The sequence below is a fragment of the Stagnihabitans sp. genome (assembly GCF_964946895.1).
This window is the reverse complement of sequence record NZ_CBBQHX010000010.1, coordinates 62,706-78,046: the sequence shown is the minus strand read 5'-3', so window position 1 is coordinate 78,046 and position 15,341 is coordinate 62,706. Positions and strand designations below refer to the sequence as shown.

At 64.9% G+C, this 15,341-nt stretch carries 11 protein-coding genes; 7 read left to right on the top strand and 4 right to left on the bottom strand.

The annotated features are described in order from the left end of the window. Positions 1-119: 119 nt before the first annotated feature. Both AC1Y2B_RS08765 and AC1Y2B_RS08760 read right to left on the bottom strand, forming a co-directional pair. Positions 120-2,153: an oxidoreductase gene (locus tag AC1Y2B_RS08765; protein ID WP_482252697.1), complete on the bottom strand. Its 2,034-nt coding sequence runs from the start codon at positions 2,151-2,153 to the stop codon at positions 120-122. Between the two features lie 71 nt (positions 2,154-2,224). Then, positions 2,225-2,647 (bottom strand): MarR family winged helix-turn-helix transcriptional regulator, encoded by a 423-nt coding sequence (locus AC1Y2B_RS08760; protein WP_482252696.1) that lies wholly within the window; start codon positions 2,645-2,647, stop codon positions 2,225-2,227. Between the two features lie 98 nt (positions 2,648-2,745). Between AC1Y2B_RS08760 and AC1Y2B_RS08755 the strand changes: the two genes are divergently transcribed. The 7 genes from AC1Y2B_RS08755 to AC1Y2B_RS08725 are packed head-to-tail and all read left to right on the top strand — an operon-like array spanning position 2,746 to position 12,711. Next, on the top strand, positions 2,746-3,564 hold the full coding sequence (locus AC1Y2B_RS08755; protein WP_482252695.1) for an FAD binding domain-containing protein: 819 nt from the start codon (positions 2,746-2,748) through the stop codon (positions 3,562-3,564). Further along, entirely contained in the window at positions 3,561-6,170 is a 2,610-nt protein-coding gene (locus tag AC1Y2B_RS08750) for a molybdopterin-dependent oxidoreductase (protein WP_482252694.1), read from the top strand. The genes AC1Y2B_RS08755 and AC1Y2B_RS08750 overlap by 4 nt, the downstream gene beginning before the upstream one ends. Further along, positions 6,163-7,611: a 6-hydroxynicotinate reductase gene (locus tag AC1Y2B_RS08745; protein WP_482252693.1), complete on the top strand. Its 1,449-nt coding sequence runs from the start codon at positions 6,163-6,165 to the stop codon at positions 7,609-7,611. The genes AC1Y2B_RS08750 and AC1Y2B_RS08745 overlap by 8 nt, the downstream gene beginning before the upstream one ends. After that, the gene (locus AC1Y2B_RS08740) at positions 7,608-8,435 is read left to right on the top strand and encodes a UPF0280 family protein (RefSeq protein ID WP_482252692.1); all 828 of its coding nucleotides are present in this window, start codon (positions 7,608-7,610) and stop codon (positions 8,433-8,435) included. Before AC1Y2B_RS08745 ends, AC1Y2B_RS08740 begins: the two co-directional genes overlap by 4 nt. Then, positions 8,428-9,009, top strand: a complete 582-nt coding sequence (locus tag AC1Y2B_RS08735; RefSeq protein ID WP_482252691.1) for an amino acid synthesis family protein — start codon at positions 8,428-8,430, stop codon at positions 9,007-9,009. Before AC1Y2B_RS08740 ends, AC1Y2B_RS08735 begins: the two co-directional genes overlap by 8 nt. Further along, on the top strand, positions 9,009-11,036 hold the full coding sequence (locus AC1Y2B_RS08730) for a hydantoinase/oxoprolinase family protein (protein WP_482252690.1): 2,028 nt from the start codon (positions 9,009-9,011) through the stop codon (positions 11,034-11,036). The genes AC1Y2B_RS08735 and AC1Y2B_RS08730 overlap by 1 nt, the downstream gene beginning before the upstream one ends. After that, positions 11,020-12,711 carry a hydantoinase B/oxoprolinase family protein gene (locus tag AC1Y2B_RS08725; RefSeq protein WP_482252689.1) on the top strand — a complete coding sequence of 564 codons (1,692 nt, stop codon included), beginning with the start codon at positions 11,020-11,022 and terminating at the stop codon, positions 12,709-12,711. Before AC1Y2B_RS08730 ends, AC1Y2B_RS08725 begins: the two co-directional genes overlap by 17 nt. 30 nt (positions 12,712-12,741) lie before the next feature. On the opposite strand, the gene AC1Y2B_RS08720 is transcribed toward AC1Y2B_RS08725, so the two are convergent. Both AC1Y2B_RS08720 and AC1Y2B_RS08715 read right to left on the bottom strand, forming a co-directional pair. Next, the gene (locus AC1Y2B_RS08720; protein ID WP_482252688.1) at positions 12,742-14,574 is read right to left on the bottom strand and encodes a beta-N-acetylhexosaminidase; all 1,833 of its coding nucleotides are present in this window, start codon (positions 14,572-14,574) and stop codon (positions 12,742-12,744) included. A 7-nt stretch (positions 14,575-14,581) separates the two neighbouring features. Next, positions 14,582-15,331: a GntR family transcriptional regulator gene (locus AC1Y2B_RS08715; RefSeq protein WP_482252687.1), complete on the bottom strand. Its 750-nt coding sequence runs from the start codon at positions 15,329-15,331 to the stop codon at positions 14,582-14,584. Positions 15,332-15,341: the final 10 nt, after the last annotated feature.

Sequence of the window (15,341 nt, the reverse complement as noted above, 5' to 3'; positions counted from 1 at the left end):
AGCAACCCACGTCACTATTGCGTGACATGCCCGTTAACGAAACGTCAAATCATTGGGTCGAAACTGTGGCAAATCCGCATTCCTTCAAAAAAACTGAGGGATTTGGCCCATATACAACCCTAGATGGTACGGACCAGGCGAAGTGCATCATAAACAGCCGCATGGATGTTGCGGGCCTCGACCGCATCTCCAATGCGGAACAGCTGGAAGCCCGCCGGGCCGGCGGCCAGCGTTTGCGGCTGGGTTGCGATGTAGGCCTCATAGTCGACCGCCCCCAGATTGACCGAGCGGGGCTTCAGCGCGAAATAGACCTCGTCCAAAGGCGCGGTGCCATGGTTCACCACGACTTGGTCGAAGTGCCGCGTGATGCCAAGCTTGCTATAGTCGCTGTCGATGGTCGCCTTGATCCGGTTGCCATCCCGCTCGACCGAGGTCAGGCGGTAGGTCACCGTAAAGGTCACGGCCTTGTCCTGAATGGCGCGCATGTAGGGCACAAGGTTCATCGCCATCACGTCGGGGGCAAAGGTGCGGTCCGGGGTCATCACTTCAACGGTCGATCCGGCTTCCGCCAGCAGTTGCGCTGCCTGCAACGCGGTGTGATCGCCTGCATCGTCGTAAAGCAGCACGTTCTGACCGGGCTTCACATCACCGGAAAGGATATCCCACGCCGACACAGTCAGTTCATTGCCAGAGGCAAGGATGTCCTTCTGCGCCATACCGCCCGTGGCCACGATGACGACATCGGGGCTCAGCGCCAGAATATCCTCAGGTTCGGCCCAGGTATTGAAGCGGAACTCCACACCCAAAGCCGCACATTGTGCCATGCGCCAGTCGATGATGCCGATCATCTCGGCCCGGCGCTTGGTCTGGGCCAGCAGACGCACCTGGCCGCCAGCCTCTGCCGCCGCCTCGAAGACCGTCACTTTGTGGCCCCGCTCGCCGGCCACCCGCGCCGCCTCCAACCCGGCCGGACCTGCACCCACCACCACAACCTGACGCCGGGTTGCGGCCGGTGCAATCTGATGTGGCATCGTCTCTTCACGACCTGTCGAGGGGTTGTGGATGCATAGCGCCATGCCGCCCTGATAGATCCGGTCAAGGCAATAGGTGGCCCCCACGCAGGGGCGAATGTCATGCTCGCGCCCCTCGATGATCTTTTGCACAATGTGAGGATCGGCCATGTGGGCGCGCGTCATGCCGACCATGTCCAGCTGCCCGGTGGCAATGGCATGACGTGCCGTGGCCACATCGGGAATGCGGGCGGCGTGGAACGTCGGCATGCCCACTTCGGCCTTCATGCGCCCCGCGAAGTCAAGATGAGGTGCACTTTTCATGCCGTGGATCGGAATCACATCGGTCATTGCGGCATCGGTGTGGATGCGTCCCTTGATGATGTTCAGAAAATCGACCAGCCCGGAATCGCGGAACATCTTGCCGATGGCAACACCTTCGTCCGCGCTGATGCCCCCGGCTTCGGCTTCATCGGCCGTGTAGCGCATGCCCAGCAGGAACTTCTCGCCCACCCGTTTGCGGCATGCCGCCAGAACCTCCATCGCGAAACGCGCCCGGTTTTCCAGACTGCCGCCGTAGGGCGCCTCAAGCTGGTTGGTGAAGGGCGACATGAATTGGTCCAGCAGGTGCCCGTAACATTCAAACTCCACCCCATCCAGACCGGCTTCCTTCATCCGCTCCGCGGCATCGGCGAAGTCGGTGATGACGCGTTCGATGTCCCAATCCTCGATCACCTTCGGAAAGGCACGGTGGCTGGGTTCGCGCCCCGGGCCTGCCGCCAGAACGGGCAGCCAATCGCCCTTGTCCCACCGCGTCCGCCGCCCAAGATGGGTCAGCTGGATCATCACCGCCGCCCCCGCCTCGTGGCAGTCGTCGGCAATGCGCTTCATCCACGGCACGACCTCGTCCTTGTAGGCCAGCACGTTGTTGAACACCGGCGGCGAATCCTTGGAAACCGCAGCCGAGCCCGCCGTCATCACCATCGCCACACCCGCCTTCGCCCGCTCCAGATGGTAAAGGCGATAGCGATCCTTGGGCATCCCCTCCTCGGGGTACGCCGGTTCGTGACTGGTCGTCATGATCCGGTTGCGCAGGGTCAGGTGTTTCAAGGTGTAGGGTTGCAGCAGGGCATCGTTCGACATGGGCAGGCCTCCGGTTTGGGCCAAGCCTAATGCCTGCCAGCAAAAAGAAGCGCCGGTTTGCGACCTGTTCGCTAGGCCAAGCGCGACAAAAGCGCCGTCAGAACGGCCTGCTCCTCAGCCTTGAGCGGAGCGAGCGTGTCCGCTGTCACCTGTAGGGCGGCGGCGATGCGGTTGCGATACAGCGTCGTCCCGGCCTCGGTCAGGCTGACGGTCAAGCGGCGGCGGTCATCGGGATCGGCGGCGGTTTCCACCAGACCATCGCGCACCAGCCTGTCCACCACGCCCTTGATCGTCGCGGCATCCATCGAGGTGGCCCGGCCCAGCGTGTTCTGGCTTTGCGGCCCCAACTCCACCAGCTTGGCCAAAGCGGCGAACTGCGTCGTCGTCAGGTCTGGAATTGCCGCGCTGAAGATCGACAAATGCCGCTGCGTCACCCGCCGCAGCAGGTAACCAACCTGTTCATCCAGACAATAAGCGGGCGTGTTTGGCTTCATCAGATCGAGATAGCCAAGCCAGACCCGCCGCGCAAGGAAGTTGACAGCGGCGCGGCACAGGCCGCAAACTGCTTCGTATGCAAATGAATGAGGCCCGCATGCCCGGTTACGCCCGCCCCTCTGATCTGCCGGCAGCGCTTGTCCTCGCGGCGGGCGGATACAGGGTGCTGGCCGGTGGGACGGATCTGTATCCCAGCGCCGGATGGGGCCTGACGGGTGATGTGGTCGATGTCACCCTGATCGCCGAGATGCGCGGGATTGCCTTGGGCGACAGTTTGCGCATCGGGGCCGCCACCACCTGGTCCGAGATTGCCGAGGCCCCGCTGCCGCCCGCCCTGCGCGCCTTGCAGCAGGCCGCTGCGATGGTGGGCGGGCGGCAGGTGCAGAACACCGGGACCCTGGGTGGCAACATCTGCAATGCCTCTCCCGCCGCCGACGGCATCCCTCCGCTTCTGGCCTTGTCGGCCGAGGTGGAGATTGCCGGGCTTGGCGGACTCCGACGGATCGCGCTGGAACAGTGCCTGATCGGGCCGCGCAAACTGGCGTTGAAGCCGGGCGAGATTTTGGTGGCTGTCCACATCCCGGCTGCGGCGCTGGCGGGCCGTTCGGCTTTTGTGAAACTTGGCGCGCGCAGTCATCTGGTGATTTCCATCGTCATGGCCGCCCTGCGGGTGGTGGCGCAAGACCGTCAGATCCTTCAAGCCAGCGCCGCGGTTGGCGCTTGCGGCCCCACCGCCCGTCGTCTGCCTGCCTTGGAACGTGCGCTGATCGGCCAGACCCTGGGCCGGATTGACATCGACCCCGACCTGATACGCCCCGCCCTTGCCCCGATCGATGATATCCGGGCCACTGCAACTTACCGCGTTGATGCCACCGTGACCCTGCTGCGCCGTCTGGCGGCCGAGGTGGCAGAATGATCCGCTTCACCCTCAACGGCGCGTCCGCCTCCCTTGATGTTCCGCCCACACTGCGCCTGACAGAGGCGTTACGAGAGCATCTTGGCCTGATGGGAACCAAAGTCGGCTGCGATGCCGGCGACTGCGGCGCCTGCACGGTGCTGGTCAACGGCCGCGCGGTCTGCGCCTGCCTGATGCCCACGGCCCAAGTCGAAGGCACCACGGTTGAAACAGTCGAATCTGACACGCCGGCTCTCGACCGGCTACGCGCCAGCTTCTTGCGCCATGGGGCTGCGCAATGCGGCATCTGCACACCCGGCATGCTGATGGCCGCCAGCGATCTCTTGGCGCGCATCCCGCACCCCTCGCCTCAGGAGGTTGAACATGCCTTGGGCGGGGTCCTGTGCCGCTGCACCGGCTATCGCAAGATCATCGCTGCCGTCGTGGATGCCAACGCCGGCGTCTCAAAGCCTGTTGTCACGTCCCATGTCGGGGCCCGGCTTCCCCGGATCGACGGTCAGGCCAAGGTCGCAGGCGACAGTTTCGGTGCCGATTTCGCACCAGCGGGCGCGCTGACGGTAAAGGCCATCCGCTCGCCGCACCCTCATGCCGCGTTCACCTTCGGCGATATTGCCGGGTTTGCCACACGCCCCGGTATTGCTGGCATTTATACCGCTTCAGACATCCCCGGGCGCAACGCCTTTGGTGTCATTCCTGCCTTTGTGGATCAACCTGCCATCGCCCCATCGCCCGCAAGGTTTCGCGGGGAATGCGTGGCGCTGGTGGCCTTTGAACCGGGGATCGAGCCGGACCTAAGCGGTTTTCCGATCAACTGGGATCCGCTTCCAAGCCTTCACGCTCCAGAAGCGGCGGAAGTCGCGGGCGCTGCACTTGTCCACCCCAACCGCCCCGGCAACCGGCTGACGCAAGGCCAGGTGGTGAAAGGCGACGCCGCCGTGGCCATCGCAAACTCTGCCCATGTTGCCACTGGTTCCATCACCACCACCCATGTCGAACATGCCTATATCGAGCCCGAAGCCGGTGCCGCCTGGATGGAGGGCGACACCCTTGTGCTACGCGCCTGCACCCAGGCGCCGATCATGGACCGCGATGACACCGCCGCCGTCCTTGGCTTGCCGATGGAACGGGTGCGCATCATCCCCTCCGCCGTCGGGGGGGGGTTCGGCTCCAAGCTGGATGTCAGCCTGCAACCGCTGATCGGCCTTGTCACGCTGCTGACCGGCCGCCCCAGCCGGATGACCTACACCCGCGCCGAAAGCATGGCCTCAACCACCAAGCGCCACCCGGCCGAAATTGCAGGCCGGATCGGCTGTGATGCGCGCGGCCGTATCACCGGGATGGAATTCGAGGGCCGCTTTGACACCGGGGCCTATTCCTCATGGGGGCCGACGGTGGCCAACCGCGTGCCCGTTCATGCCTCTGGCCCCTATCTGACGCCTGCCGTCAGCGCCCAAGCACGGGCGGTGCACACCAACGGCCCCGTGTCGGGCGCCTTCCGCGGCTTCGGCGTGCCGCAAGCCGCCGTCTGGCAGGAAACGCTGTTCGACGATCTGGCAGCACAGGTCGGCCTTGACCGGCTGGAGTTCCGCCAGATCAACGCGCTGCGCGATGGCGACCGTTCCGCGACGGGTCAGGTGATGCGCGCCACCGGGATCGCCCAATGTCTTGCGGCCCTGCGCCCTCACTGGGACCGCGCCCTTGGTGAAGCGGAAAAGACACCCTTTCGTGGTGTTGGTGTGGCGTCTTGCTGGTATGGCTGCGGCAACACCGCCCTGCCCAATCCCTCCACCATCCGCATCGGAGTGACACCGGACGGCCAGATCGTCCTGCATCAGGGCGCCACAGACATCGGCCAAGGCTCCAACACCGTCATTGCGCAAATCGTGGCACAGACGTTGGGCGTCCCCGTCAGCACCTTGCGACTGATCGGACCCGATACGCTCCTGACGCCCGATGCCGGAAAAACCTCGGCCAGCCGCCAGACCTATGTCAGCGGCCGCGCCGCCAAAGCCGCCGCCGAGACGCTGCGCCGCACCCTCGACCGTTTGGGCAACCAACCGCTCGCCTCGCGTCCCGTTGATGCGCAGGGCTATGCGATCAGCGTCGCGCAGACCTACGATCCGCCCACCAAACCGCTGGATGCCAATGGCCAGGGCAGCCCCTACGCCGTCTACGGCTATGGCGCGCAGATGGTGGAGCTTTCGGTCGACCCTGATCTTGGCACCGTCAAACTGCACAAGATCACCGCCGCCCATGACCTTGGCCGCGTCATCAACCCCCTTCTGGCCGAGGGCCAGATTGAGGGTGGCATCGCCCAAGGGATCGGCATGGCGCTGATGGAGGATTACATCGCAGGCCGCACCGACAACCTGCATGACTACCTGATCCCCACCTTCGGCGATGTCCCCCTGATCGAAAGCATCCTGATCGAGGTGCCAGACCCTGAAGGCCCCTACGGCGCCAAAGGTCTGGGAGAGCATGTCCTGATCCCCACCGCCCCGGCCATCCTGAACGCGATCCGCCACGCAACCGGCGCGCGCATCACAAGGCTTCCCGCTCTGCCCCACCGTATCCTCGCCGCGATGAAAGAGGCCGGTCATGTCTGAGAAAATCCGCTGCGACGCTTGCCCGGTGATGTGCTACATCGCCCCCGGCCAGACAGGCGCCTGTGACCGCTATGCCAATGCCGGGGGCCGGATCGTCCGCACCGACCCCGTGGTGATGCTGTCGCACGCCCTGCAATCGGGCAGCCGCATCATTCCCTTCGCCGCCAAGATCTGGCCCGAAGCCGCTGCGTCAGAGCCTGTTCCAGCCGATACCTTCATCACCGGCATCGGCTCGGGCACCACGTATCCCGATTATAAACCTGCGCCCTTCATCGTCTCCTCGAAGGTCGATGGGGCCGATATGGTCACCGTGGTGACCGAAGCGATCTTTTCCTACTGTGGCGTCAAGGTGAAGATCGACACAGACCGCTTCCTTGGCCCCGAAGGCGCCACGGTCCATTGCAAGGGGGAGGCGATTGGCCACGTCACCACGGCCGAGTATGGCAGCCAGATGTTGTCCCTCGGCGGCGTGCATCACCTGACCGGCGGCTCCAAGTCCGAGGGGCGCGAAACCTGCGCCGCCATGCTGGCCTTGTGCAACGGCGAAGCGGTGGAGTTGACCATCGACCATGGGGCCAACGTCATCGTTCAGGCCGGAAAACCCCCGATTGTGGACGGCATTCCCGAACATCGCATGCGTGTCGGCTGCGGCTCTGCCACCATCGGCATGTTCGCCGTGCAATGGAAGGGTCTGGTCGATGAGGTGGTCGTCGTCGATGACCACATCACGGGCGTCGTCTCGGAACACCAGGCCGGCAAGGTTCTGGACTGGCCCGCCACCGGGATCCGCATCAAAGGCCACCGCTCCACCCCTGGCCGATACTTCCGCGTCTCGGATCCCGGGCTTGGCTGGGGTGGCACCAAGCTGGTCGACCCACTGGAGATCCTCGGACCGTGGCGCCCGGAAAAAGGCGCGCGGCCCGGCATGACACTGCTGATGGTCTCCACCACCGGCGAGGATCATGCCTATTACGTGCTGGACGAGGCTCTGATCCCGCAAAAGCAGCCACTTCCCGACCGCCTTCTTCCGACCGTCGCCCTGATTGCCGAAAATTGCGAGCCTGCCCTCTGCACCGTCCTGTTCGTCGGCGGCGCAGGAGGCTCGCTTCGCGCGGGCGTCACCCGTAACCCTGTCAAGTTGACGCGCTCGGTGCAACAGCGCCAGACCCGGCTGACCATCGGCGGGGCAGAGTGTTATATCTGGCCGGGTGGCGGGATCACCTTCATGGTGGACGTGCTGCGCCTGCCCAAGGGGGCCTTTGGCTATGTGCCAACCCCCGCTTTGGTCGCGCCGCTGGAGTTCACCTTGCCCCGGTCTGACTACCTCGCGATGGGGGGCCATGCCGAGCAGATCGTAACCCTGCAGCAAGCCTTGGCCCAAGGTGCTGACTATCCGACAACCGCCCATCTGCGCCCTTGGCCGACGGAGGATGTCGGATGAACGGTCCCCATGCCGCATGTTTGGCCGATGGCAGGCTTCACCTGAACCATGGCCCGATTGACCTGATCTGCGAAGCTTGGGGCGAAGCCCGGGCCGTTCAACAGGCCTATCAAAATGCGGTTCTCCGTTTCGACGGTTTGCTGGAAGACCTCGTGGCCGAGCTGCCCGCGTTACGTTCGCCGCAGCAGGCGGTGACGGGCGCGATTGCCCGCAAGATGGCGGCGGCGGTCGCGCCGTTTCGTCCCGCGTTCATCACCCCCATGGCCGCCGTGGCCGGAGCCGTCGCCGAAACGGTGCTTGCCGCCATGACCCAAGCCCCCTTGCAGCGGGCTTATGTGAACAATGGCGGGGACATCGCCCTGCACCTTTCGCCCGGGCATAGCCTGACAGCGGCCATCGCGGGCACGCCACACAAGGTCACAGTGCTTGCAGAAGACCAAATCCGCGGCATTGCCACCTCCGGCTGGCGCGGGCGCAGCTTTTCGCTGGGGATCGCCGACTGTGTCACGGTTCTGGCTGACACCGCCGCCATGGCCGATGCAGCGGCAACGATGATCGCCAATGCCGTGGACCTGCCCCTGCATCCCGCCATCACGCGCGTTCCGGCCAACAGCCTGCAATGTGACACTGACTTGGGTGACCGTCTGGTCACCAGCGGGGTCGGCCCCCTGCGCCGCGCGGAAACCGCCTTGGCGCTGTCCAACGGGCAAGCCGTCGCAACAACATGTCTCTCTCGGGGACTGATCCGGGGTGCGGCACTTTCCCTCAATTCCCAACTGCGCACCACCGGTGTCCTTGCCCTATCGGAGCCCCATCATGCCTGACTTTCCCCTGCGTCGCCTGACCCTGCAAATCGAGGAGATCTTCCACGAGGGTGGCCCTGTCGCCGCCTCTCCCCGCCTGCGCGCCGCGATCCTCGCCGTCGTCAAGAACCCGTTTTCCGGCATGTTCGAGCCTGACCTGCAGCCCGTGATGGAGGATCTGAAGCCCCTAGGCCTGATGATGACCGACCGCCTGATCGCAGCGCTTGGCGGACGGGAGGGCATCGACGGATATGGCAAAGGCGCCATGGTCGGTGCGGCGGGCGAGGCCGAACATGGCGCCCTGTGGCACGCGCCCGGCGGCTATGCGATGCGCGAACGGCTGGGCGAAAGCCGCGCGATCGTCCCCTCGGCGATGAAGGTCGCGCCGATGGGCGGCAGTCTGGACATTCCGCTGGGCCACATCAACGCCGCCTACGTCCGCGGCCATTTCGACGCCATCACCGTCACCGTCCCGGACGCCCCGCGCGCCGACGAGATTGTCTTCGTGCTTGCCATGTCAAAAGGTCCGCGCATTCACTCGCGCATGGGCGGGCTGGAACTTGCCCAGGTCAAAGGTCTGGACGGGCTGCGCTGATGGCACGGGTTGCGGGCGTGGATGTCGGCGGCACCTTCACCGATCTGGTGATCCTTGACCCTGCGACGGGCGATCTGAAGATGGCCAAGGTGCCGACCACGCTGCCCAATCAGGCAGGCGGCGTTCTGGCGGCCTTCGAGGCAGCCGGGGTCAGCCTTGCCGACATCGGCCTGATCGTCCACGGCACCACCACCACGACCAACGCCGTGCTGGAGCGCGCCTTGTGCAAGACCGGCATGATCACCACGCGGGGCTTTCGCGATGTGCTGGAACTTGGTCGTCGCACGCGGCCTCAGGCTTACGGCATGAAGGGCCAGTTCCGGCCTGTCATCCCCCGTGACCTGCGCCTGGAAGTCCCTGAGCGGATGGATGCCTTGGGCCATGTCGTGACACCGCTGGACGAGGCTGCCGTCCGCCACGCTGTGACCCAGCTGCGGGATCAAGGCTGCGAAAGCCTTGTGATCCACTTCCTGCACGCCTATGCCAACCCCGCCCACGAACGCCGCGCCGCAGAGATTGCCCGCGAGATCTGGCCGAATGACCACGTCACCCTGGGCCATGGGCTGCTCTCTGAAAGCCGCGAATTCGAGCGAGGGGTGACTGCCGCCGTCAACGCCGCCGTCCAGCCCCTGCTGGAACGCTACATCAGCCGCCTGTCGCAGGACCTCAAGAACAAGGGCTATCTGAACTCGCTTCTGGTGATGAACGGCAACGGCGGGATGATTGCGGCCGAAAAGGTGTCCCGAGAGGCGGTCAAGACCGTGATGTCCGGACCCGCATCGGGTGTCATGGCGGCTCTTGCCACCGGACGGCGGGCAGGAATGCCAAACCTGTTGACCTACGACATGGGCGGCACCTCCACCGACGTTGCGATGATCCGCGACGGCCGCGCCCCGGTCTCGAACGAGATCGAGGTGGAATATGCCATGCCGATCCACGTGCCGATGGTCGACGTCCGCACCGTGGGTGCTGGCGGCGGCTCCATCGCCCGGATCGACGCCGGTGGCATGCTGCGGGTTGGCCCGGAAAGCGCAGGGTCTTATCCGGGGCCGGTCTGCTATGGCAGGGGTGGCAATTTGGTGACAATTTCCGACGCCAATCTGCTGCTGGGCCGCCTGCCCGCCGCCCGCTTCGGTCAAGCGGCAGAGGCAGCGCGCCAAGCCATGCAAGAGCAGATCGCCTCCCCCCTCGGCCTGTCTGTCGAACACGCCGCCGAGGCCGTCGTGCGCATAGCCAACACCCACATGGCCGGGGCGATCCGCATGGTCTCGCTGTCGTTGGGTGCGGACCCGCGTGATTTCGCTCTGTTTGCCTTTGGCGGCGCGGGCCCGCTCCATGCGGTGGCCCTGGCGCAGGAACTCGCTGTCCCCCGTGTTCTGGTGCCCGCCCGTCCCGGTCTGACCAACGCCTTGGGCTGCGTCGTGGCCGACCTGCGCCATGACTTCGTGCGCACCCTGAACCAACCGCTGGATTCCGCCGATATCAACCGCGTCCACACCATCCTCGCCACGCAGGAGGCCGAGGGCCGCGCCCTGATCAGGGCGGAACCGGTTGAAGTCGCAATGATCGAGGCCGAATACGCCGCCGACATGCAGTTCATCGGTCAGACCCACCTGCTGCGCATCCGCCTGCCCCATGCAAGGCCCACCCGGGAAGCGCTGCAATCCCTGTTCGAGGCCGCCTATTTCGCCCGTTTCCGCGTGGATCTGCCCTCCATCCGCGCCAATCTGGTCAACCTCTCCACCTCGGTGATCGGTCGCAGGCCAGAGCCTGACCTTGGACAACTGATCCCTGTTTCCACCCGTTCAGAGACACTTTCGGAGCGCGAGATCCGCCCGGTCTGGTTCAACGGCTGGACGCCAACCCCGGTTTACTGGCGCGACCACATGCCGGTTTCGGCCACCCTGATCGGCCCCGCGATCATCGAGCAGATGGACACAACCACCCTCGTCGATCCCGGCTGCACCGTTCGCACAGATCCCGACGGCAACCTGATCATCGAGGTTCCCCATGCCCACACCAACTGAGATCGACCCCGTCACCCTCTCTGTCATTCAGGCCAGCCTGCAGCAAATCTGTGACGAGATGGATCTGACCTTCTCCCGCGCTGCCTTCTCTCCGGTGATTGCCGAAGCCAATGACCGCTCCGACGGCATCTATGCTGCGGTGGATGGCGCGCTGATCGCCCAAGGTGCGCAGGGCCTGCCGGTCTTTGTCGGCGTCATGCAGTTTTCCACCCAATCCCTCATCTCGCGCATTGCCGCCGGCCTGACGGCAGCGCCAGAACCTGGCGATATCTACATCGTCAACGACCCCTATCTTGGCGGCACCCACCTGATGGACGTCCGCTTCGTGCTGCCCTATTTCCGCAACGACAGGCTTGCATTCTGGCTGTCCAATACCGGCCACTGGCCTGACACCGGCGGCGCTGTTCCGGGCGGGTTTTCCGCATCTGCCATCAGCGCCGAACAAGAGGGGCTGCGCCTGCCGCCCGTCAAACTTTTCAAGCGCGGCGAGATGGATCGGGAAATCTGGGACATCATCCGCTCCAATATCCGCGTATCCGACCAGCGCATCGGTGACGTCAAGGCACAGGCCTCCGCGCTGCTGGTCGGCGCCGACCGTCTGACGATGCTTTTGGACCGGTACACGGATGCCACAGTCGCAAAAGCCATCGCAGAGATCAGGCTGCGCGCCGAAACCCAGATGCGCAAGCTGATCACCCTGATCCCCAAGGGCCGCTTCGAAGCGAAAGCCTTCATCGACAGCGACGGCGTGGTGAACGAACCCCTCACCATTTCCCTGTCGGTCGAGCGTCGGGGCGATGCGCTGCATTTCGATTTCGCCGGCTCCTCGCCGCCCTGCATAGGACCGATGAATTCCGTCCGCGCCACGACCCTGTCCTCGGTCTACCTTGCCATTCGCCACATCTTCCCCGAGGTGCCGCTTTCCGCCGGCGCCTTTGAACCGCTGATCGTGGAAAACATCGCCGGAACCTTCCTGGATGCCGCCTATCCCCGCCCCGTCTCCGGCTGCGCCGCCGAGGTCAGCCAGCGCATCGCCGAGGCGGTTTTCGCCGCGTTGGTGCCTGCTTTGCCCAACCGTGTGACCGCCTCCCCCGCCGGAACCAGCGGCAATTTCGGGCTGGGCGGGCATGACCCGCTGAAGGGCCGCGACTATGTGATGTACCAGATCTCGGGCGGCGGTTATGGCGGCAATGCCGACCACGACGGGCTGTCGAACGGTTGCTCGACCATCGGCATTTCCAAAGCGCCGCCAGTCGAGATCATGGAGCAGAATTTCCCGGTTCTGTACCACCGCTATGCCCTGCACGAAGGTTCGGGCGGCGCAGGCCAACACCGCGGCGGCTTCGGGCTGGACTACGAAATTGAGCTGTTGCGCGGCAACGCCCGCGCCAGTTTCGTGATGGACCATGGCCGCACCGGCCCGCAAGGCGCGCTTGGTGGCCAAGATGGCGCGCTCAACCGGGTGGAAGTGACGCGGGGCGGCGTGACAACGATCCCCGAGCACCTTTCAAAGGCGCAAGACATCGCACTTGCCCCCGGAGATCGTGTCCGCGTCCGCACCCCGGGTGGCGGAGGCTATGGCCCGGCAACCCTGCGTGACCCGGCGCTGATCGCGGAAGACCTGCGCCTTGGGCGGTATTCCGAAGCAACCTCAAACCGCCTGTTCAAAGCCTGACCGACAGGTGCCCAACACAGCCCCGCCGTGTCAGGCCCCCTTGTGCCGCTGCCAGCCGATCCGGTCAAACAACGGCGCATAGGCCTGCGCCAAGGCCCTGAGCGCGGGCCCGTCCACCCGGTCTGTCCGGTCCCAGGCCTTGTTCGCCATCCCAAGAATGCGCGGCGCCAGCATCGGCTCCATTTCGGCATCATGCGTGGTGAATTCCGACCAGAAGCAGCCCTCCACCCCCAGCACATTGCCCGCAATATCCTCGGCCCCCTCGGGCACCGGTTTCCAGTTCACCACATCCTCAAGCGCCACATAGGCCGCCCAGCCGGCACCCCAATCCTCGCGGTCAGAGGTGTGCGCCATGTCGAAATAGACGTTCTGCGCCGGACACATCACCACCTCGTGCCCCGCCCGCGCCGCGGCAATCCCCGGACCCTGCCCGGTCCAGGAAAACAGCAGCGCATCATGACCAATCCCGCCATTTCCGCCCTTCGCCGCCTCTTCCCAAGCCGCCGAGCGGATGCCGCGCGCCGCCAGAAACCCCGCCAGCCTCGACATGGCCCAGCCTTGAACATCATCCCGTGTCTGCAGCCCAAGATCCGCCTTCAGCTTGGTGATCGCCGGCGAGCCATCCCAAGCCCCGTGCGGCAGCTCATCACAGCCCAAATGCAGGATGCCCAGTGGGAAAAGGCTGGCGATTTCCTGTGACAAAGGCTCCACCAGATCCCAGGTCGCCTGCATCGCCGGGTTCAGCGTGTTTTCCAGAAAGCCATGCACCGACATTTCGGCGCCGTTGTCGCCACGATCCCGCATCCCCGGATGGGCGGCGTTCAGCGCATGGGCATGCGCAGGCACCTCGATTTCCGGCAGGATCTCGATGTGCAAAGCCTTCGCGTAGGCCACAACCCGCGCCACGTCTTTCTTGGAATAGCTGCCGCCCGACCGGATGCCGCCGCCCCACACGCCGGGGATCAGCTGGCCTTCGCCCCGAAACTCGGTCTTCCTCCAGATCTCCGGCGCGCAATCGACCTGAACCCGGAAACTTTCATCATCCGAAAAGTGCCAGTGAAACCGGTTCAGCTTCAGCAGCGCCATCAGGTCGATCAGCTTGAGGATCGTTGCCACCTCATAGAAATGCCGCGAGCAGTCCAGATGCTGGCCGCGCCAGTCGAACCTGGGGCCATCCGTGATCCGCCCCAAAGGCAAGGCGCCAGCATGGGTTTCGCGCAGGGTCAGCAGCGTGATTGCGGCTCTGAACAGGCTGGAATCGGTTCCAGCGCGGATCGACACGCCTTCGGCAGCAATCTCCACAACGTGATCCTCGCCCAGCGCCTCGTCGCGCGCAATCGTCACCGTTGCACCATCTTCCGCCACCAGCGCGCCCAAGCCACGCCGACGTGCCAAGGCATCTGCGGCCGCGAACTGCAGGTCCTGAACCGAAAAGGTCCGCATCCGCAACAGGCCGCCCTTCGGCACCCATGTCGTCGGCTGCGGCACCAGTTTCAGCCCGTCAAACTCCGCCACCACCTGCAGGGGCTCGCTGTCATACCGCACGCCCAATTCGGTCTCAGGCAGCGGCAGCGGCCCGTAGATCGTGCGCAGATAGGGGCCAAGCGGCAGCCAAGCCCGGTTCTTGGGCGCAAAATGCGGGTCTGCATGCACCAGCACCACCCGATGTGGCACGCCTGCCGCCAGATCCGGCAAGGCAATCTCGGAATAGCCGGCCACCTGCCGCACCAGCGTACCCCCCGACACCACCTGGGCCGGGGTCATGATCGAACAGCAGAACACCGCCTCCTGCAGCGCCCTGTCAGAGACGATGTCGCAGTGAATTTCCCGGCCCACAATCCGGGCGTCAAAGCCAAGTTCCATGATGCTCCTAACGCGATTCCGCGATGAAATCGTAAATGTCAGACCGGTAAAGACCCCGGGTGAATTCAATCGGGCGGCCTGATGCCAGATATCCCGTGCGGTCGATCCGCAGCACCGCGGCGCCCGTGGCAAGGTTCAGCAGATGCGCCTCGCTTTCCTCCAGATTGACCGCCGTCACCCGCTGCACCGCCCGCACCGGGGCACAGCCCAGATCGCGCAGCACCGAATACAGCGAGGTTTGCACCACAAATGGGTCCGGCAAAATGTCCTCGGGCAATGAGGACCATTCCAGCGCCATCGCCTGCCCATCCGCACTGCGCAGCCGTTCGATCCGCGCCACCCGTTGACCGGTCAGAATGCCCAAGGCCATCTGCTCTTCGGGCCGGGGTGGATACAACCCGCGTTGCAGAACCTGGCTGGAAGAGGTCTTGCCGCGCTGCTGCATATGTTCGGTAAACGAAATCAGGTTGGACAAAGACTGTTCCAGCCTTTGCGGCACGGGTCGCACGAAGGTGCCCGCCCCGCGCCGCTGCTCCAGCACACCCTCCTCCACCAACTGCGCCACCGCCTTGCGCACCGTCACCCGGCTGACATCGGCAATCTCGGCCAGATCGCGCTCCGGCGGCAACTGCGCCTCGGCCTCCAGCGCGCCAGAGCGGATCAGCGCGCCGATGTGCCGGTACAGCTGCGCATAGCGCGGCCCCTTGTCGGACCGATACCAGCTTTGGGGCGCAAAAAGGTCAGGCAACTCGGTCATGGCGGCACTG